Annotated in this window: 17 protein-coding genes and 2 pseudogenes; 9 read left to right on the forward strand and 10 right to left on the reverse strand. The window is 58.7% G+C overall.

Annotated elements, in window-relative coordinates; genetic code table 11:
- The first annotated feature begins 13 nt into the window (after window positions 1–13).
- The 5 genes from pstA to F8N43_RS13190 all read left to right on the forward strand — a co-directional run bounded on the left by pstA (window position 14) and on the right by F8N43_RS13190 (window position 5,712).
- Window positions 14–1,684: a phosphate ABC transporter permease PstA gene (gene pstA / locus F8N43_RS13170; protein ID WP_150638205.1), complete on the forward strand. Its 1,671-nt coding sequence runs from the start codon at window positions 14–16 to the stop codon at window positions 1,682–1,684.
- 182 nt (window positions 1,685–1,866) lie between these two features.
- Window positions 1,867–2,700, forward strand: coding sequence for a phosphate ABC transporter ATP-binding protein PstB (gene pstB, locus F8N43_RS13175; protein WP_017341556.1), 834 nt, complete (start codon window positions 1,867–1,869; stop codon window positions 2,698–2,700).
- A 71-nt stretch (window positions 2,701–2,771) separates the two neighbouring features.
- On the forward strand, window positions 2,772–3,533 hold the full coding sequence (phoU, locus tag F8N43_RS13180) for a phosphate signaling complex protein PhoU (protein WP_084317714.1): 762 nt from the start codon (window positions 2,772–2,774) through the stop codon (window positions 3,531–3,533).
- Between the two features lie 167 nt (window positions 3,534–3,700).
- Window positions 3,701–4,609 (forward strand): response regulator, encoded by a 909-nt coding sequence (locus F8N43_RS13185; protein ID WP_150638204.1) that lies wholly within the window; start codon window positions 3,701–3,703, stop codon window positions 4,607–4,609.
- A gap of 206 nt (window positions 4,610–4,815) precedes the next feature.
- Window positions 4,816–5,712, forward strand: a complete 897-nt coding sequence (locus F8N43_RS13190; RefSeq protein ID WP_150638202.1) for a peptidoglycan DD-metalloendopeptidase family protein — start codon at window positions 4,816–4,818, stop codon at window positions 5,710–5,712.
- Between the two features lie 115 nt (window positions 5,713–5,827).
- Here the strand turns inward: F8N43_RS13190 and F8N43_RS13195 are convergent, their stop codons facing one another.
- From F8N43_RS13195 to phoB, 3 genes are all read right to left on the reverse strand, one after another.
- Complete coding sequence (locus F8N43_RS13195) at window positions 5,828–7,168, reverse strand: hemolysin family protein (protein WP_150638200.1); 1,341 nt, start codon at window positions 7,166–7,168, stop codon at window positions 5,828–5,830.
- Window positions 7,169–7,291: 123 nt separating this feature from the next.
- Window positions 7,292–8,578 (reverse strand): phosphate regulon sensor histidine kinase PhoR, encoded by a 1,287-nt coding sequence (phoR, locus tag F8N43_RS13200; RefSeq protein ID WP_263596743.1) that lies wholly within the window; start codon window positions 8,576–8,578, stop codon window positions 7,292–7,294.
- Between the two features lie 81 nt (window positions 8,579–8,659).
- Window positions 8,660–9,349 carry a phosphate regulon transcriptional regulator PhoB gene (gene phoB, locus F8N43_RS13205; RefSeq protein WP_007896474.1) on the reverse strand — a complete coding sequence of 230 codons (690 nt, stop codon included), beginning with the start codon at window positions 9,347–9,349 and terminating at the stop codon, window positions 8,660–8,662.
- Window positions 9,350–9,502: 153 nt separating this feature from the next.
- Here phoB and F8N43_RS13210 point away from each other — a divergent pair, with 153 nt between their 5' ends.
- Window positions 9,503–9,889 carry a hypothetical protein gene (locus F8N43_RS13210; RefSeq protein ID WP_150638196.1) on the forward strand — a complete coding sequence of 129 codons (387 nt, stop codon included), beginning with the start codon at window positions 9,503–9,505 and terminating at the stop codon, window positions 9,887–9,889.
- A gap of 56 nt (window positions 9,890–9,945) precedes the next feature.
- Here the strand turns inward: F8N43_RS13210 and ubiA are convergent, their stop codons facing one another.
- Together ubiA and F8N43_RS13220 are read right to left on the reverse strand one after the other, a co-directional pair.
- Window positions 9,946–10,836 (reverse strand): 4-hydroxybenzoate octaprenyltransferase, encoded by an 891-nt coding sequence (gene ubiA / locus F8N43_RS13215; RefSeq protein WP_150638194.1) that lies wholly within the window; start codon window positions 10,834–10,836, stop codon window positions 9,946–9,948.
- Entirely contained in the window at window positions 10,836–11,387 is a 552-nt protein-coding gene (locus F8N43_RS13220; protein ID WP_150634571.1) for a chorismate--pyruvate lyase family protein, read from the reverse strand. The genes ubiA and F8N43_RS13220 overlap by 1 nt, the downstream gene beginning before the upstream one ends.
- Before the next feature lie 201 nt (window positions 11,388–11,588).
- Between F8N43_RS13220 and F8N43_RS13225 the strand changes: the two genes are divergently transcribed.
- The 3 genes from F8N43_RS13225 (at window position 11,589) to F8N43_RS13235 (ending at window position 13,393) form a co-directional block, all read left to right on the forward strand.
- Window positions 11,589–11,756: a rubredoxin gene (locus F8N43_RS13225; RefSeq protein WP_007954349.1), complete on the forward strand. Its 168-nt coding sequence runs from the start codon at window positions 11,589–11,591 to the stop codon at window positions 11,754–11,756.
- Between the two features lie 20 nt (window positions 11,757–11,776).
- Complete coding sequence (locus F8N43_RS13230) at window positions 11,777–12,925, forward strand: NAD(P)/FAD-dependent oxidoreductase (protein ID WP_150634572.1); 1,149 nt, start codon at window positions 11,777–11,779, stop codon at window positions 12,923–12,925.
- 192 nt (window positions 12,926–13,117) lie between these two features.
- Window positions 13,118–13,393 carry an HU family DNA-binding protein gene (locus F8N43_RS13235; protein ID WP_003213368.1) on the forward strand — a complete coding sequence of 92 codons (276 nt, stop codon included), beginning with the start codon at window positions 13,118–13,120 and terminating at the stop codon, window positions 13,391–13,393.
- A 123-nt stretch (window positions 13,394–13,516) separates the two neighbouring features.
- Here F8N43_RS13235 and F8N43_RS13240 read toward each other — a convergent pair.
- The 5 genes and pseudogenes from F8N43_RS13240 to F8N43_RS13260 form a co-directional block, all read right to left on the reverse strand.
- Window positions 13,517–14,176 (reverse strand): annotated as a pseudogene (locus F8N43_RS13240) (RHS repeat domain-containing protein); the annotation flags it as partial.
- A 70-nt stretch (window positions 14,177–14,246) separates the two neighbouring features.
- A complete protein-coding gene (locus F8N43_RS29540; RefSeq protein WP_224787828.1) occupies window positions 14,247–14,540 on the reverse strand; it encodes an SMI1/KNR4 family protein in 294 nt (97 codons plus the stop codon).
- 381 nt (window positions 14,541–14,921) lie between these two features.
- Window positions 14,922–16,079 carry an ankyrin repeat domain-containing protein gene (locus F8N43_RS13250; protein ID WP_150653898.1) on the reverse strand — a complete coding sequence of 386 codons (1,158 nt, stop codon included), beginning with the start codon at window positions 16,077–16,079 and terminating at the stop codon, window positions 14,922–14,924.
- Window positions 16,080–17,456, reverse strand: a pseudogene (locus F8N43_RS13255) (RHS repeat domain-containing protein); the annotation flags it as partial. It lies immediately after the preceding gene.
- Between the two features lie 229 nt (window positions 17,457–17,685).
- Window positions 17,686–17,991, reverse strand: a complete 306-nt coding sequence (locus tag F8N43_RS13260; RefSeq protein WP_150653899.1) for a hypothetical protein — start codon at window positions 17,989–17,991, stop codon at window positions 17,686–17,688.
- Between the last annotated feature and the right edge of the window lie 9 nt (window positions 17,992–18,000).

Genomic DNA, 18,000 nt, shown 5'->3' on the forward strand with positions numbered 1-18,000 from the left:
AAGGTAGAAGTCTGTGAAACAGAACTCCCTGAATGGATGGTTCAAGAGCGGCGCCCCCGGCGTCTGGATCAGCGGTGGCGCGGTGTCCATCGCGGTCATCATGACCATTGGCCTGCTTGCGGTGATTGCCGTGCGCGGACTGGGTCACTTCTGGCCGGCGGACCTGATCCACGCCAGCTACGACGTGCCGGGCCAGGCCAATCACCTGGTCATCGGTGAAGTGGTGCAGAAGGAAGAAGTGCCGCGCGAGCGCCTGAAAAGCGCTGGCCTGCCGGTTCCCGATCAGGGCCCGGAGTTCATGACTCGCGAGCTGATCAAGGTCGGCAACCGTGACTTGAACGGCAACGACTTCACCTGGATCGTCGGCGAGTGGCTGACCAATCAGAAAACCCCGCCTGAGCTGATGGCCATCGAGCGTCGCGAGTGGGGCAATTTCTACGGCTACCTGGTCAACGTCAAACAGGACGGCAAGATCATCGCCGAAGGCGAAGCGGCGTGGCCTGAGTTGCAGGCGCGAGTGGATCGCGTGAACAAGCTCGCGGCCCAGCTCAAGAGTCTGGAAAAAGTCGACATCGGTGCGATCAACGCAGGCCTCGAACGCATCCGTCTGCACGGTCGCAAACTGGAACTGGCGGGCAAGCTCGATGCGACTGCGCAAGCGGACATGGAGTCTGAGCGCGCCGAGCTGAACGCACGTTATCAGGACATTGAAGCGCGCCTGAACGACCTGCACGCCCAGTTCAACCGCGACAGCCTGACGGCCCGCGACGCCAACGGCAAAGAGATTGAAATCGGCATCGGCAAAGTGGTTCACGCCTATCAGCCGAACGCCATGGGCACGATGACCAAGATCGGTTTCTACTTCAGCAAGGTCTGGGAATTCCTCAGCGACGACCCGCGTGAAGCGAACACCGAAGGCGGGATCTTCCCGGCGATTTTCGGCACCGTGATGATGACCCTGATCATGGCGATGATCGTGACGCCGTTTGGTGTGCTGGCAGCGGTGTACCTGCGCGAATACGCCAAGCAGAACGCACTGACGCGGATTATCCGCATCGCCGTGAACAACCTGGCGGGCGTTCCGGCCATCGTTTACGGCGTGTTCGGTCTGGGCTTCTTCGTTTACGTGCTGGGCGGCTCGGTCGACCGGTTGTTCTTCCCTGAAGCGCTGCCGGCTCCGACTTTCGGTACGCCGGGCCTGCTCTGGGCTTCGTTGACCCTGGCGCTGCTGGCGGTGCCGGTGGTGATCGTGGCCACCGAAGAAGGCCTGGCGCGGATTCCTCGTACCGTGCGTGAAGGCTCGTTGGCCCTCGGTGCGACCAAGGCTGAAACCTTGTGGAAGATCGTGCTGCCGATGGCCAGCCCGGCGATGATGACCGGCATGATCCTCGCCGTGGCTCGCGCCGCCGGTGAAGTGGCGCCGCTGATGCTGGTAGGTGTGGTGAAACTGGCACCGTCGCTGCCGCTGGATGGCAACTACCCGTACCTTCACCTTGACCAGAAGATCATGCACCTGGGCTTCCATATTTATGACGTCGGCTTCCAGAGCCCGAACGTCGAAGCCGCACGGCCGCTGGTGTACGCCACCGCGCTGCTGCTGGTACTGGTGATCGCGACATTGAACCTGTCGGCCGTTTATATCCGGAACCATCTGCGCGAGAAATACAAAGCACTCGACAGCTAATACAAGTCCTGTGGGAGCTGGCTTGCCAGCGATGGCATCACCGCGGTGTTATTGAAACACCGCATCGCCTGCATCGCTGGCAAGCCAGCTCCCACAGGGACCGCGACAGACACAGAATTTGAGTAACCCGCTGGCTCCGCCGCGGATCAACGAACCGAATTTGTCAGCACAGGGAGCCTCCCATGCAGCACGAAGCACATACCCACGGCATCAACATGTCTGCCCTGGGCCGCGACAAACAGAGCCTGAGCCTGGCGCAGGAAACCGTAGCCATTGAAGTACCGGGCCTGAGCCTGTTCTACGGCGACAAACAAGCGCTGTTCGACGTCAGCATGAACATCCCGAAACAGCGCGTGACCGCCTTCATCGGCCCGTCCGGCTGCGGTAAGTCCACGCTGCTGCGCACCTTCAACCGCATGAACGATCTGGTGGATGGCTGCCGCGTAGAAGGCGAAATCAACCTCTACGGCAACAACATCTACCGCAAGGGCGAAGACGTGGCCGAGCTGCGTCGTCGCGTCGGCATGGTGTTCCAGAAGCCGAACCCGTTCCCGAAAACCATCTACGAAAACGTGGTTTACGGCCTGCGCATCCAGGGCATCAACAAAAAGCGCATCCTCGACGAAGCGGTCGAGTGGGCGTTGAAAGGCGCGGCGCTGTGGGACGAAGTCAAAGACCGTCTGCACGAGTCGGCACTCGGCCTGTCCGGTGGTCAGCAACAACGTCTGGTCATCGCGCGCACCATCGCCGTGGAACCGGAAGTGCTGCTGCTCGACGAACCGTGCTCGGCACTTGACCCGATCTCCACGCTGAAAGTCGAAGAGCTGATCTACGAACTGAAATCGAAATTCACCATCGTCATCGTGACCCACAACATGCAACAGGCCGCGCGGGTTTCCGACTACACGGCGTTCATGTACATGGGCAAACTGGTGGAGTTCGGTGATACCGATACCCTGTTCACCAATCCGGCGAAGAAGCAGACCGAAGACTACATCACGGGTCGCTACGGCTAGGAAGCTGTTGTTGCTCACTGAACTGACGCTGCGGTCCACCGCACTTTACCGGACGCTCCAAGGACGCCAACATGATTAGTAAAGAAGGCCTTACTCACCACATTTCCGCGCAGTTCAACGCCGAGCTGGAGGAAGTGCGCAGCCACCTCCTGGCCATGGGCGGGCTGGTGGAAAAGCAGGTCAACGACGCGGTGACCGCGCTGATCGAGGCCGACTCCGGCCTGGCCCAGCAGGTGCGCGAGATCGACGACCAGATCAACCAGATGGAACGCAACATCGACGAAGAATGCCTGCGCATCCTGGCCCGTCGTCAGCCGGCGGCGTCCGACCTGCGTCTGATCATCAGCATTTCCAAGTCGGTGATCGATCTGGAGCGCATCGGCGACGAAGCGACCAAGATTGCCCGCCGCGCCATCCAATTGTGCGAGGAAGGCGAAGCGCCGCGCGGTTACGTCGAAGTTCGCCACATCGGTGATCAGGTGCGCAACATGGTGCGTGACGCACTGGATGCGTTTGCCCGTTTCGACGCGGACCTGGCGTTGTCGGTGGCGCAGTACGACAAGATCATCGACCGCGAATACAAGACCGCCCTGCGTGAACTCGCCACCTACATGATGGAAGACCCGCGCTCTATCTCGCGGGTCTTGAGCATTATCTGGGTGTTGCGTTCGCTGGAACGGATCGGCGACCACGCGCGCAACATTTCCGAGCTGGTGATTTACCTGGTGCGCGGCACCGACGTGCGGCACCTGGGCCTCAAGCGCATGAAGGAAGAAGTTGAAGGCACAAGTGGTGAAACCGCTAATGTTCCGGGCAAAGTTGACGATAAGTAATATTGCCCAAGTAAAGCGCCCGGCCTTTAGGCCGGGCGTTTTTGTTTGCGGGTTACGAATTTGAATGCAGCACCCGCGAACGAAAAGTCCCGGCGTGACTGAAGGTTTTTGGCAATGTGCCATCAGCAAAGCGGTATGCTTGCCGGGATTTTTTAAAGGGGTGATGGATGAGTAAGGTCAGTGTGTTGGTCGTGGACGATGCGTCGTTCATTCGTGACCTGGTGAAGAAGTGCCTGCGCAACTACTTCCCCGGGATCCGCATTGAAGACGCGGTCAACGGTAAGAAGGCTCAGGCCATTCTCGCTCGGGAAGCGTTCGATCTGGTCCTGTGCGACTGGGAAATGCCGGAAATGTCCGGTCTGGAACTGCTGACCTGGTGCCGCGAGCAGGACAATCTCAAGACCATGCCCTTTGTCATGGTGACCAGCCGTGGCGACAAAGAGAACGTCGTCCAGGCGATCCAGGCCGGTGTATCCGGCTACGTCAGCAAGCCGTTCACCAACGAGCAACTGCTGACCAAGGTCAAACAGGCGCTGAACAAGGTGGGCAAGCTCGACACGTTGATGAACAGCGCACCGACCAAAATGAACTCGGCATTCGGCAATGATTCGTTGAGCGCATTGACCGGCGGCAAGGCGGAAGTGGTCGCGGCGGCACCCGCCCCGGTTGCTGCGCCATCGCGAGGCCTGCTCAACAATCCGCCCGTCAAGGCTCCGGTTGCCGCCGCTGCAGCCTCCGGCGGTCGTGGGCAAGGCCAACTGCGCCTGCCGAACGGCATTCAGCCATGCGTGATCAAGGCCTTGAGCCTCAAGGAAGCGCTGCTGGTCGTGAAACGCACCGATGCGCTGCCGCAAGTGCTCGACAGCGCCGTGCTCGACATGGAACAGGGTGACAACGCTGAAGTCGCCCGCCTGAACGGTTACCTGCACGCCATCGTCGCCCACGAGCAGAAGCCCGACAGCGATTGGCTGCAACTGACGTTCCGCTTTGTCGATCAGGACGCGCAAAAGCTCGATTACATCTCCCGTTTGATAGCACGTGGTACGGCGCAGAAGCATTTCGTTCCGGGCGCGTGATCTTCGTCGCCTGACAATCCGCCATCGCTAACAGGCTGGCTCCCACATTGGAATGCATTCCCCTGTGGGAGCCAGCCTGCTAGCGATGGGGCCATCACATACACCGCACATCTGCGCAACTGCCCATTTTGAAACATCTGCCGACTACCCGGGTCCATTGCAGCTGCTAGGCTCTTTCCCAGGCCTTACTCGACAGAATCCTGCCCATGCTCGCGCGCCTGCTGTTTTTCTGTGGTCTGTTCATGGCGTCCACCGCGGCCATGGCGATGACCATCTACAAATCCACCGATGCCAATGGCGTGGTCTCCTACAGCGACCGCCCCACGAAGGGCTCCCAGGTGTTCACGTTTCGTGATCGCATGGTCGAGCACCTTGAGCGTCAGGTGTACCTCGTCATCACGAAGAAGAAGGGCGTGGACAGCGTGTACGTGCGCAATGACCTGTATGCGCCGGTAGAGATCGAGTTGAGTTTCGCCGGGCTGCAGAACGTCAGCGGTGCGCCGAGCCGGCCGATTCGCCGGGTCATGCCGGCGCGCAGCAGCATTCGTCTGGCGCTGCTCACGGCCACGAAAGCGGAGATGCCGCTGGCGTATACCCCCAAATTCGAATACTCCCTGGGAGACCCCTCAGGGGCTGCCATGGCCTATCGATACCCGTTCCCCTGGCGTGGCGGACCGTTTCGGCTCAGTCAGGGTGCCAATGGCCAATACAGCCACTTTGGCCCAAGGAATCGCTACGCCATGGACATCGCCATGCCCGTAGGCACGCCGATCGTCGCGGCGCGAGGCGGGGTGGTGGTGAAAACCGAGAATGCCCAGACCGGACGCGGCAACGATCCATCAGGCAATTTCGTGCGCGTGCTGCACGATGACGGGACGATGGGCGTTTACCTGCACCTCAAGCAAGGGTCAGTGAGCGTTCGCGAAGGGCAACGGGTGTCGGTGGGGAGTCCACTGGCCTTGTCGGGCAATACCGGCAACAGCAGCGGGCCGCACCTGCATTTCGTGGTGCAGCGCAATACAGGATTGGGGCTGGTGTCGATTCCGTATCAGTTCAATCAACCGGTAGGGCCGTTGCCCAACTTTGCGTTGGGCAAGCAATAATGGGCTGCCTGACCTGATGCCATCGCGGGCAAGCCCGCTCCCACAGGTCCTGCGCTAGTCCTTGTGGGAGCGTGCTTGCCCGCGATGGGATCGACAGGGTTCCGGGTCTGCCTGTTTAATCCAGCATCAACACCTTGGCCAGAATGATCTTCGGCCCTTTCATTTTCTTGATGATGATCCGCAAACCTTCGACTTCCAGCACTTCTTCCTCTTCCGGCACCCGTTTCAGGGATTCATAAACCAGCCCGGCGAGGGTTTCGGCTTCGATGTGATCCAGATCGATGCCCAGCAGGCGTTCGACCTTGAACAGTGGTGTATCGCCGCGAACCAGCAGCTTGCCCGGTTGGTACGCGAGGATCCCGCGTTCAGCCTTGCGGTGTTCGTCCTGAATGTCGCCGACCAACACTTCCAGCACGTCTTCCATGGTCAGGTAGCCGATGATGTTGCCGTCGGCCTCTTCGACCAGTGCGAAGTGCGAACCGCCCTTGCGGAACTGCTCCAGCAACTGCGACAGCGGCATATGGCGCGACACGCGCTCCAGCGGACGGGTCAGCTCTGCCAGGTTGAACGACTCGGGAATGTGGTCCAGCGCTGCCAGTTCCAGCAACAGGTCCTTGATATGCAGCAGGCCGACGAACTCCTGGCGATCGCTGTCGTACACCGGATAACGGCTGAACTTGTGGCGACGGAACATCGCCAGGATTTCCTTGAGCGGCGCGTTGAACTCCAGCGTCACCAAGTCTTCGCGGGAGTTGGCCCAGTCGACCACTTCCAGCTCGCCCATTTCCACGGCGGAGGCGAGTACGCGCATGCCTTGGTCGCTTGGGTCCTGGCCACGGCTGGAGTGCAAAATCAGTTTCAGTTCTTCACGGCTGTAATGGTGCTCGTGGTGGGGGCCGGGTTCACCCTGGCCAGCGATCCGCAGAATCGTGTTGGCGCTGGCGTTGAGCAGGTAAATCGCCGGGTACATCGCCCAGTAGAACAGGTACAGCGGCACGGCGGTCCACAGCGACAGCAGCTCGGGTTTGCGGATGGCCCAGGATTTCGGGGCCAGTTCGCCGACCACAATGTGCAGGTACGAGATCACAAAGAACGCGGCGAAGAACGATACGCCTTTGACCACTTCAGGCGACTGCACGCCGACGGCTTCCAGCAGCGGTTCGAGAATGTGCGCGAACGCCGGTTCACCAACCCAGCCAAGACCAAGGGAGGCGAGGGTGATACCCAATTGGCACGCCGACAGGTAGGCATCGAGCTGACTGTGAACGGTGCGCAGGATATGCCCGCGCCAGCCGTTTTTCTCAGCGATGGCCTCGACCCGGGTCGAGCGCAGTTTGACCATGGCAAATTCCGCCGCAACGAAAAAGCCGTTGAGCAAAACCAGGATCAGAGCAAAAAGAATCATGCCGAAGTCGGCGAAGAGTGTCGCGAGGGTCAAGCCAGGGGAAGGGTCCATGATGGAGTTTTGCGGGTTCCGTGAATTCGAAAAAGGGGTAAATGCGGTGCCTGAAAGGCAGGCCCAAGTCAGCCAATGTAGCGGCTGACTTGTCGATTGCCTAGTGGCGAGTGCTCGTCGGTATCAATCGGCTGTGCTGATGACCCGGGATTTGGTGACCTGGGCCGGCGCGAAATGGCAGGTAAACGTACTGCCATGGCCCGGCACGCTGCTGATTTCCATCCGTGCGCGGTGGCGCAGCAGCACATGCTTGACGATGGCCAACCCGAGCCCTGTGCCGCCGGTGTTGGAGTTGCGACTGGAGTCGACACGGTAGAAGCGTTCGGTCAGGCGCGGCAGGTGTTTGCTGTCGATGCCGATGCCCGAGTCCTGCACGCTCAGGTGTGCGCCTTGCTCGTCACCCCACCAGCGAATGCGGATATTGCCTTCGGCCGGGGTGTATTTCACCGCGTTGAACACCAGGTTGGAAAACGCGCTGCGCAATTCGGCTTCGCTGCCCTTGAGCAGAATCGTCGGATCGGCTTCCAGGGTGATGCGCTGATTCTTTTGCCCGGACAGTTGCTGCGCATCGCCCTTGATCGATTGCAGCAAACCGTCGATGGCCACGGGCTGGTTGTCCGACGGGTAATCGGTGGCTTCCAGTTTGGCCAGCAGCAGCAAGTCGTTGAGCAACGTCTGCATGCGCCCGCCTTGTTGCTGCATTTGCTGCAAGGCACGGCTCCAGCGCGGATTCACGTCCTCGACGTTGTCGAGCAGGGTTTCCAGATAGCCGCAGATCACTGTCAGCGGTGTGCGCAATTCGTGGGAGACGTTGGCGATGAAGTCCTTGCGCATCTGTTCCAGCTGATGGATGCGCGTCACGTCGCGCACCAGCATCAAGTGTTCGTTGTTGCCATAGCGGGTGATGTACAGCTGAATGCGCAGGCGATCATTGATCGGCGAGGGGATTTCCAGCGGCTCGGCGTAGCTGTCCTGCTCGAAGTACTCCTTGAAGCGCGGATGGCGCACCAGGTTGGTCACCGGTTGGCCGCTGTCCTGCGGGGTCTTGAGACCGAGCAGGGTTTCCGCCGCGCGGTTCCACCATTCGAGGTTGCCGTCGGTGTCGAGCATGATCACCGCGTCTTTCAGCGCGGCGGTGGACTCCTGGACCCGGTCGATCACCGCTTGCAGGCGTCCGCGCACCCGTTGGTCGCGGCGTTGCAAGTGATAGATGCTGTCGAACACTTCGCCCCACAGGCCATAGCCATCGGGTGGCGCTTCATCGGGTTTGTGCAGGCGCAGCCACTCGTGCAGACGCAGCAATTGCTTGAGGGTCCAGGCCAGGTAAAGGCCCAGGCCTGCGGCGAGACTCCAGCCGTAATAGCCGGTGATCAGACCGATCACCAGGCAGGCGGTGACCAGCAGCAGCATGTGGCGAATCAGGGTGCCATGCCAGTTTTGGTTCACTTGAACGCGCGTCCTTGTCAGCTTGTCGGGCGGGAAAGGTCCGGATCAGGCTTTGGTAGAAAAGCGGTAGCCGGTGCCGCGCACGGTTTGTACCAGATTTTCGTAAGCATCGCCGAGGGCTTTGCGCAGACGACGGATGTGCACATCGACGGTGCGTTCTTCGACATACACGTTGCCGCCCCAGACCTGATCCAGTAACTGACCACGGGTGTAGGCGCGCTCCTGGTGGGTCATGAAAAACTGCAGCAAGCGGTATTCGGTCGGACCCATCTCGGCAGGCTTGCCGTCGATGGTCACGCGATGGCTGATCGGGTCCAGCAGCAGGCCGCCGACTTCGATTGGTGCCTCGCCATCGGTCGGGCCGGCACGGCGCAGCACGGCTTTCAGACGCGCGACCAGCTCGCGTGGGGAAAACGGTTTGGTGATGTAGTCGTCGGCGCCGACTTCCAGGCCCTGGATCTTGTTGTCCTCTTCGCCCTTGGCGGTGAGCATGATGATCGGGATGTCCCCGGTCAGCTCATCGCGCTTGAGACGGCGGGCCAACTCGATGCCGGAGGTGCCGGGCAGCATCCAGTCGAGCAGGATCAGGTCCGGCTTGCGGTCGACAATGATGGCGTGGGCCTGCTGCGAGTTCTCGGCCTCCAGGCAGTCATAGCCGGCCATTTCCAACGCAACGGCGATCATTTCGCGAATGGGCGCTTCGTCGTCGACGATCAGAATGCTCCTGCCAACCATGCCATTAATCCTCTTGTCATTTAACTGTCTTGCGCCGCATTAGATAACGGAATTATTGCAGTCGTGTGACAGTATTCTAGTCGCCCGGCGATTGTCGTGATCCTGAACTAAGCTCTAAGTCCGAATCCTGACAACCACAAAAGGAAGGTTTCCATGAATCACATTGCTCAATCCTGGAAGTCATTGTTAATGACTGCAGCGCTAACGCTGCCGACCATGGCCTTCGCCGCCGACCCGGCGATGATGAAGGACGGGATGATGGTCGACCACAAGGGCATGACCTTGTACACGTTTGACAAGGACAGCGGCGGCAAGTCGATGTGTAATGACGATTGCGCCAAAAACTGGCCACCCATGATGGCTCCGGCGGGTGCCACCGCCGCCGGCAAGTGGAGCGTCATCAAGCGCGATGACGGCACGAGTCAATACGCTTACGACGGTAAACCTCTTTACACGTTCGTGAAGGACAAAAAACCCGGCGACATGGTGGGCGACAAGATGAAGGACGTCTGGCACGTTGTACACGAGTCGCAAAAGTAGCTGACTCGAAGCCCGTAACCGCTGCCGAAGCATTGCGTTCGGCAGCGACTTGCTGCTCAGCGAGTTGCGTAATCCAGCACAATCCCGACAAAAATTGCCAACCCGGCCCAATGGTTGTGCAAAAACGCCTTGAAACACCGCATCCGGTCCTTGCCACGGGTGTACCAGAACTCCCACGCAAAACAGCCCGCCGCCGCCAGCAATCCCAAGTGGAACCAGCCGCCGAGCTCGAATTTCGACCCTGCCAGCAACAAGCAACCCAACGCCAGCCCTTGCAGCGTCAGGATGATCACCCGATCGGCCTCGCCAAACAGAATCGCCGTGGATTTCACGCCGATCTTCAAGTCGTCGTCGCGATCCGTCATCGCGTAGTACGTGTCGTAACCCACCGTCCACAGTAGATTGGCGATCCACAGCAGCCACGCCGCTGCCGGCAACTCACCGGTTTCAGCGGTGAACGCCATCGGCATCCCCCAGGAAAACGCCGCGCCCAGCACCACTTGCGGGTAATAGGTGTAGCGCTTCATGAACGGGTAACTGAAGGCCAGCGCCAAGCCGCCAAACGAAAGCCAGACTGTCGCCGCGTTGGTGCACAACACCAGCAGGAAACTCACGCCCATCAACAACGCAAAAAACACCAACGCTTCCCTGGAGCTGATCTTGCCGCTCACCAATGGCCGCTGTTCAGTGCGTTTCACGTGGCCATCAACCTTGCGATCCGCCCAGTCGTTGATCACGCAGCCGCCAGCGCGGGTCAGCACCACGCCGAGCACGAAAATGACGATGTTGGCCAACGACGGCGAACCTTTGCCGGCAATCCACAGCGCCCACAGCGTCGGCCACAGCAGCAGGTAAATGCCGATCGGCTTGTCCATGCGCGTCAGTTGAATGAAGTCCCAGGCCCGTGGGTTCAAGCGGTTCAGGGACTTGAGCAGGCTCTGGTACATCAGCAGTTCTCCGGATGGGCGCGGGTGGCGAGCCACAAGGTCGGCAGGAAGATTTCGGCTACCAGTACGCTCAAGGCGCCACGGTCGAAACGAGAGCGCCGGCCCCACAAATCAGCTGTCCGACACTCCAGCGGCAGCCATTCCTGAGGATAGTGGCAAACCTCGATGGCGCGCCGCTGGAACGCTTGATCACAGAACAGCAGCTCGCCCAGCGAACGGCTGCCCAACTCGTCCATGTGCAGACCATCGCCCTGCAACGCGCTACGTGCCGCCACACTGCGGGCAAACACCCAGGCTTCGCCGTGCCCGCGCAAATACACCTCGCGCACCCAGCCTTCGCTGCCTTCGGCCAGATCCAGCGCGGCACATTCGTCGGCGCGCAGCGGTTGCCAGCCTTCGAACAATGGCGTGACGCTGAAACCCTCATTCGACAGGCGGATCAGCCGTCGGGTCAGCGAACCTTCGTCGAACAGCCAGTCGAGAGTAGAAGCGTCGGGCAGGGGCGCGAGTTGGCTTTGGGGAAGCCAGAACGGAGGTTTTGAGTGCGGCACAGTGAGTCATTATTGGCAGCAAATGAGGCGGCGAGCTTACCATGTCACTCGGCGATTTTGATTGAACCGGCGCGCCATTGCGCCGAACAGGCTTGCATCTGCCGGGCCCGATCAGTACAAAACGCCCTGAGCCGGACGGCAACGCTGCAATCATCGACCGTTCGCGCCGGCAATAAGCCTGAATCCTGAGGAAGTACCTGAATGAAAAAGTGGCAATGTGTGGTCTGCGGCCTGATCTATAACGAAGCCGACGGCTGGCCGGATGACGGCATTGCGCCGGGCACCCTGTGGCAAGACGTGCCGGAAGACTGGCTGTGCCCGGACTGCGGCGTCGGCAAGATGGATTTCGAAATGATCGAAATCAACTAAGACATTTAGAGGAGTAAGGAATGAACGCACCTGTCGTGATCGTCGGCACCGGGCTGGCTGGCTACAACCTGGCCCGGGAGTTTCGCAAACTCGATAGCGAAACCCCGCTGCTGCTGATTACCGCCGATGACGGACGCTCCTACTCCAAGCCGATGCTCTCCACCGGATTCGGCAAGAACAAGGATGCCGACGGCCTGAGCATGGCCGAACCGGGGGCGATGGCCGAACAGCTGAAGGCCGAAGTGCGCACCCACACGCGCATCAGCGGCATCGACCCTGGCCACAAACGCCTGTGGATCGGCGAAGAATCGGTGATCTACCGCGACCTGATCCTGGCCTGGGGCGCTGAAACCGTGCGCGTGCCCATCGAAGGTGATGCCGCGGATGCCGTGTTCCCGATCAACGACCTCGAAGACTACGCGCGCTTTCGGGCGGCAGCGGCCGGCAAACATCGGGTGTTGTTGCTCGGTGCCGGGCTGATCGGCTGTGAGTTCGCCAACGACCTGATCCTCGGCGGTTACGAGGTGCAACTGGTTGCGCCGTGCGAACAGGTCATGCCGACCCTGCTGCACCCGGCGGCGGCCGCTGCGGTCCAGGCCGGGCTGGAAAGCCTCGGTGCACGTTTCCACCTCGGGCCGGTGCTCAACCGTTTGCAGCGTGTTGAAGATGGATTGGAAGCGCATCTGTCGGACGGTCAGGTCATCCCGTGCGACGTGGTGGTCTCGGCCATCGGCCTGCGTCCGCGCATTGACCTGGCGGCGGCGGCCGGTGTGCAGGTCAATCGCGGCGTGGTGGTCGACCGTCACCTGAAAACCTCTCACGCCAATATCTACGCGCTGGGCGACTGCGCCGAAGTCGACGGGCTGAATCTGCTGTACGTGATGCCCCTCATGAGCTGTGCGAGAGCGCTGGCACAAACCCTTGCCGGAAACCCGACGGCCGTGAGCTATGGCGCGATGCCGATCACCGTCAAGACACCGGTTTGCCCCTTGGTGGTTTCGCCGCCGCCACGGGGTTTGGAAGGCGTATGGACTGTCGAAGGGCAGGGCGCTGACATCAAGGTTTTATGCCGCGATGCCGCCGGAAAACTGCTCGGTTATGCCCTGACAGGCGCGGCGGTGATGGAAAAACTCGCATTGAACAAAGAACTTCCACCGCTGCTGGCGTAAATACCGGTCGTTCTGTCGGAATCACCCCGCTTTTGCCCCTACAAACGTCGCGCCGAGACTGGCGCGGCTCTTCCGTGCGTGCCATTCTCACTCCCGTCTGCCGCAGAGTAGAGCACCTGCGGCGCTTTGGGCGCTGTTCCAACGAGAACAGCACGGACATAACAACAAAAAACCGTCAAAGGGGCTTCACTAATGCGTAAACCAGAACTCGCCGCCGCCATCGCGGAAAAAGCAGATCTCACCAAAGAGCAGGCCAACCGCGTTCTCAACGCCGTTCTCGAAGAAATCACCGGCGCCCTGCACCGCAAGGACAGCGTGACGCTGGTCGGCTTCGGCACTTTCCTGCAACGCCACCGCGGCGCCCGCACCGGCAAAAACCCGCAAACCGGTGAGCCAGTGAAAATCAAGGCCAGCAACACCGTGGCGTTCAAGCCAGGCAAATCGTTGAAAGACAGCGTTAATCCGTAATTGCGGCGAACTCCCTGAGTGACAGGGGGAACCGTATTGAAAAATGGGCACGCCGATTGAATCGGGTGCCCATTTTTTGTGGGACGCAGAGATGAATGTCTAACGAAGTCCCTCTAGCAGTATCTTGTCTTTTTCTCCGCCCCAAGGATCGTCCAACAGGTACTTGGTCATCCTGAGCACGCTGCCGTTTTCATTGCGCACTTCAACTAACCGGCTTTCGGCGTCGTAACCGAAGCGCTGCAGGCCCCGTTTAGCGCTGCGTTTTTCGATCATCCGGCCGAAGGCGTCGTAGCGGTAACGCTTGTCCTGGAAGGTCAGCAGTTTGTTGTGCACCACCAACCCGGCGCCGGGTTGCGGGCCATCCAGCAGGTTGGCGGCGTCGTCGTAGGCGAAGGTTTCGCGCTGGCCGTGCAGGCTGTCCTGGCTGGCGATGATGCGGCCGGTGGCGTCGTAGTGCAGCCGTTGGCGGTGTTGCCCGGCGGGTTGCTGGTCGAGTTTGCCGATCAGGTTGTCGGCGGGGTCGTACTCAAAATGTTTCTGCACGGCGGCCGGCATCAGCGATGGCTGGCTGCTGTGTCGGCGTTGGCGTGAGCGTAAACGGCCGCTGCGGTCGTACTCGCTGCGGGTGCTGATCTGGCCTTGGGTGCGCAGCACTTCGCGGTGCAGACGGTCGCGTTCGAAGTCGCTGATGACCTGGCCGTCGAGATTGATCTGGTGCAGGTGGCCGCTGCCGTAATACAGGCGATTGATCCAGCGGCCGTCGGGCAGTTGGGTCTGGATCAGACAATGCTGCCCTCGCCAAAGGGGATATGCGTCTCTAACCAAGTCCGCTATTTGTGCGGCCTTGGCTCATTCACTCTTCATCCAAATCTTCCTCATCGATCAGCCCTTGAACAAACCGGAGGAAATTCGAGCAAACCAGTTTTTCGGATTCAGTCTGATTTTCTTTCGGGCTTAGGTCGCTATCAAAGCTATCAGTCGTGAAATAACTAACGGCCCCCGTATCAAGATTCAGGCAGAAGAAGTTGCCGCCCCAGTCGTTCGCGAAAGGCAGGAGGTGCGCAGGAAGCACCTGTTTTTTTAGCATCAACTGGTAGGTGGACAGCAGTGTGGAGTCGCCACCGGTAATCGGCTTGAACGCCGCCACTTCCAGTGGCTCGTCAAAATCTTCGCTGACCCACTAGGTCCGCTCCGGTACACCTCCGTTGTACTTGAGGCAATGGATTCTAAAGGGCGTCGGTAGCTTCTTACCAATGGCGGATTCCAGATGATCCAGATCCGCTGGCGTAATGGCCGCTTCGTCATTTGAGAATGTGTTTTCAAGCATCGTTAATCTCCCGTCACGAGCAGCGCCCAGGTTTGGGTTTAGGAGTTTTGTTAGCCAGCCAACCTTTTTTGGAGGCCGCAAGGACTGACTCAGTGCTCTCGTACTTAACCTTGAAGTGTTTTTCATATTGAGCGACCGACCCACCGTGCGGGAACGTAGCCGACAAGTTGCTTCGTGGTTGTCCGTGTTCGCTCCACTTTTCTATTGCGTCATCTCTGGATCCGGAGCCGGAGTGACCACACTCGCCCAACTGGCCGTACGTTTGCGTTGTGTCAGAGCTCGCAATGCTACTGCGTCAGGCTCGCCCTTTTTTGTGAATTTGACAGGTGCCAAAACATAGAGCATCACCTTTTCATCGTCGGGGATCGTCTCTTTTTCAGTCTTCGTATCCCAAGCTTTATCCACGGCCACGAAAGCATCCACTCCGGCTGGCCAAGCCAGATCTGCATACACGGCATCGGAACGACGAATCAAGAAACCTTCCGACAAGGGGCCATTATCGAACGTGTGGCGAGCGAGCAGGGACAGCAACTCGACCGGGAAAACCCAAGGACTGTGGGGGGGGGAACCTTGCTGTGTCAAAGGCCAGTCGCCAGGCAAGCATATGAATAATTCGGTATGAGGACTTTTGGCAAAAAGTCCGATGGTGAAGAGCAATTTGAACTTGTTTTTGCCATCGATGCAGCTAACACGCAGCTCCAGACCCTTTTCATTGGTGAAGGGGCTCAATTGGGCGGGTAAAACCCAGCCAGCGGTGTTGTGCACGAAAGTGACTATAGAACCGCCAAACTCCTCAGGTCGGCCTTCCATAATGTCCATGATACTGACCGCGCCCAATTTTCTTAATGTGGACGCAATCTCGGTAAATCCCCAGGTATTGGCGATGTCCAATGGCGCAGTATTCAGTCTGGTGTGCAGTCGATTGATGTTGGCATGGTGTTCTATAAGAAGATTGACGACGTCCAGATGCCCAAAGGTAATCGCGTCAATCAGCGGGGTGGTTATGCTGTTAGGCCACCCATCCACCAAAGCACCGGTCTCAAGAAACCATTGGCATGTTTGTAGATGTCCATTGCCAGCGGCTGCGGCAAGTGGCGTGCTATTGCCGGAACTGACGGCAGGCTGGTCCAGCGCAATACCTAACGACACCAACAAGCGGCAAATTTCGGTTTGACCCTGTTCAGCAGCCACGTGCAGCAGGGTCTCATGCCCATCAAGGCCATACATGGGCAGATGCAATAGAACAGAATTTCTCTCTAGGTGCTTTTTTAGAGAGGCTGCATTTCCCGACGCAATGTCTGCGTGAATGGCTAATAAAGTCGTGATGTTCTTTTCATAAATTTCTTCTGGGTTGTTCATTTAAAAAACACCTTTTGTCATTTGTGCACCCATTTTCTGTAATGCATTCTGGACACTGGCCAGCCCGCCGACGTCCGCTTTCTGTAGTACTTCATAGACTTTTTTGGCGCTGGCTATCGAGTGATTGCCTCCCCCATTTTGGGCCCAAGTAAAGTTGCGCGGATCGTTGTTTAGACCAATCTTGTGTTTGGCCAGAATCTTTTGCGAGTCGGTAATGTACTTTTGATTTTGAGCTTTCCAGCTTTTTGGAGCTTTTTCGCGGACGATATGATGGTAATGCGGTTTTACCATACCCTTAGGTGCAGGCCCCATGGCTCTCTTCTGTGAGGTGCTGAGTCGACAAACTTCCCACCCCCACGGATCCACCCACCCAATCGGATTCGGTGCGTATTGATAGAGGTTGAATCCCCCCGCCAACCCAATCGGATCCGGCGTCGTAAACCGCCCCACATCCGGATCATAAAACCTGAACGTATTGAAATGCAGCCCCGTCTCCCGGTCCAGGTACTGCCCCTGGAACCGCAAATTCTGCTCCTCAATGTAGTACGGCTCGCGCACCTCTTCTAACGTGTTGCCCCACACCCGATAAGTTGCGTGCCAGACGTTGTGGCCGTCCGCCTCGGTGAGCTGTTCCGGCAGGCCGTTGAGGTCGTTGTGGTAATAGCGGATTTTTTGCAGCGGGCCGGTGCCGTCGATGCGGGCCAAGGGTTCGTACCCTTCGTCTTCATAGAGGTAAAGGCTGGTCTGTTGATGGCGATTTTCCTGCAACAGACGCAGGCCGTCCCAGGTGAAGCGGGTTTCACCGAGCGGGTAGCCGTTGGGGTCGTGCTCGGTTTTTTCGATGCGTCGGCCCAGCGGGTCGTAGGTCATCCTGAGCACGCTGCCGTTTTCATTGCGCACTTCAACTAACCGGCTTTCGGCGTCGTAACCGAAGCGCTGCAGGCCCCGTTTAGCGCTGCGTTTTTCGATAATCCGGCCGAAGGCGTCGTAGCGGTAACGCTTGTCCTGGAAGGTCAGCAGTTTGTTGTGCACCACCAACCCGGCGCCGGGTTGCGGGCCATCCAGCAGGTTGGCGGCGTCGTCGTAGGCGAAGGTTTCGCGCTGGCCGTGCAGGCTGTCCTGGCTGGCGATGATGCGGCCGGTGGCGTCGTAGTGCAGCCGTTGGCGGTGTTGCCCGGCGGGTTGCTGGTCGAGTTTGCCGATCAGGTTGTCGGCGGGGTCGTACTCAAAATGTTTCTGCACGGCGGCCGGCATCAGCGATGGCTGGCTGCTGTGTCGGCGTTGGCGTGAGCGTAAACGGCCGCTGCGGTCGTACTCGCTGCGGGTGCTGATCTGGCCTTGGGTGCGCAGCACTTCGCGGTGCAGGCGGTCGCATTCTTGTGGGCTTTGGCACCGTAACCGGCCACCTCACCTTCTTTTAGCAGGGTCAATCCACTCGGTGGAGTTGGGAGCTCCATATCCGGATCATGAAGCCGGAGCGTGTTGAGTGCAGCCAGGTCTCTCGGTAGAAAAACTTATTCCCGTTTTTTATCCAAACATGCATGTTATGGTTTTCGCTAAAAAGTAAAGCCGGAAGTTGTTTAGCCCTTCCGACTCCTTTTCTAATCTAGTCTAGAAAGTCATCGTTTTCCAAATAATAAGTAACTGCTTTCAGTAGTTCTTCTTTGCTGGCGTTCGGATGATGTTCTGTTTTATTTTCAATGATCGCTTTGAGTATTGGAGACTCAAGAAATGTTCCGTATTTGTCATCGAACTCCATTTCTTCGTCGTCATTTTCTGCAAGGTAATATTTTTTATTTAGGATGTCGTTTGTTGACTCCAAATCAAAATCAGTATCCACATATAACCAGCCGACATTGGGTAGGTCATTACATTTTTGCAGAAGTTCGTCAAAGCCATTAATGGTTATCATAAGTACTCC

The organism is Pseudomonas fluorescens (assembly GCF_902498065.1).
GTDB lineage: Bacteria > Pseudomonadota > Gammaproteobacteria > Pseudomonadales > Pseudomonadaceae > Aquipseudomonas > Aquipseudomonas fluorescens_BJ.

What these genes read in the sequence shown, in the direction of transcription:
- phoU (WP_084317714.1), top strand. Translation starts at nt 2,772, where the DNA reads ATGATTAGTAAAGAAGGCCTTACTCACCACATTTCCGCGCAGTTCAAC.
- pstB (WP_017341556.1), top strand. Translation starts at nt 1,867, where the DNA reads ATGCAGCACGAAGCACATACCCACGGCATCAACATGTCTGCCCTGGGC.
- F8N43_RS13230 (WP_150634572.1), top strand. Translation starts at nt 11,777, where the DNA reads ATGAACGCACCTGTCGTGATCGTCGGCACCGGGCTGGCTGGCTACAAC.
- F8N43_RS13235 (WP_003213368.1), top strand. Translation starts at nt 13,118, where the DNA reads ATGCGTAAACCAGAACTCGCCGCCGCCATCGCGGAAAAAGCAGATCTC.
- phoR (WP_263596743.1), bottom strand. Translation starts at nt 8,578, where the DNA reads ATGCTGCTGCTGGTCACCGCCTGCCTGGTGATCGGTCTGATCACCGGC.
- phoB (WP_007896474.1), bottom strand. Translation starts at nt 9,349, where the DNA reads ATGGTTGGCAGGAGCATTCTGATCGTCGACGACGAAGCGCCCATTCGC.
- F8N43_RS13225 (WP_007954349.1), top strand. Translation starts at nt 11,589, where the DNA reads ATGAAAAAGTGGCAATGTGTGGTCTGCGGCCTGATCTATAACGAAGCC.
- ubiA (WP_150638194.1), bottom strand. Translation starts at nt 10,836, where the DNA reads ATGTACCAGAGCCTGCTCAAGTCCCTGAACCGCTTGAACCCACGGGCC.
- F8N43_RS13195 (WP_150638200.1), bottom strand. Translation starts at nt 7,168, where the DNA reads ATGGACCCTTCCCCTGGCTTGACCCTCGCGACACTCTTCGCCGACTTC.
- F8N43_RS13185 (WP_150638204.1), top strand. Translation starts at nt 3,701, where the DNA reads ATGAGTAAGGTCAGTGTGTTGGTCGTGGACGATGCGTCGTTCATTCGT.
- F8N43_RS13190 (WP_150638202.1), top strand. Translation starts at nt 4,816, where the DNA reads ATGCTCGCGCGCCTGCTGTTTTTCTGTGGTCTGTTCATGGCGTCCACC.
- F8N43_RS13260 (WP_150653899.1), bottom strand. Translation starts at nt 17,991, where the DNA reads ATGATAACCATTAATGGCTTTGACGAACTTCTGCAAAAATGTAATGAC.
- F8N43_RS13250 (WP_150653898.1), bottom strand. Translation starts at nt 16,079, where the DNA reads ATGAACAACCCAGAAGAAATTTATGAAAAGAACATCACGACTTTATTA.
- F8N43_RS13210 (WP_150638196.1), top strand. Translation starts at nt 9,503, where the DNA reads ATGAATCACATTGCTCAATCCTGGAAGTCATTGTTAATGACTGCAGCG.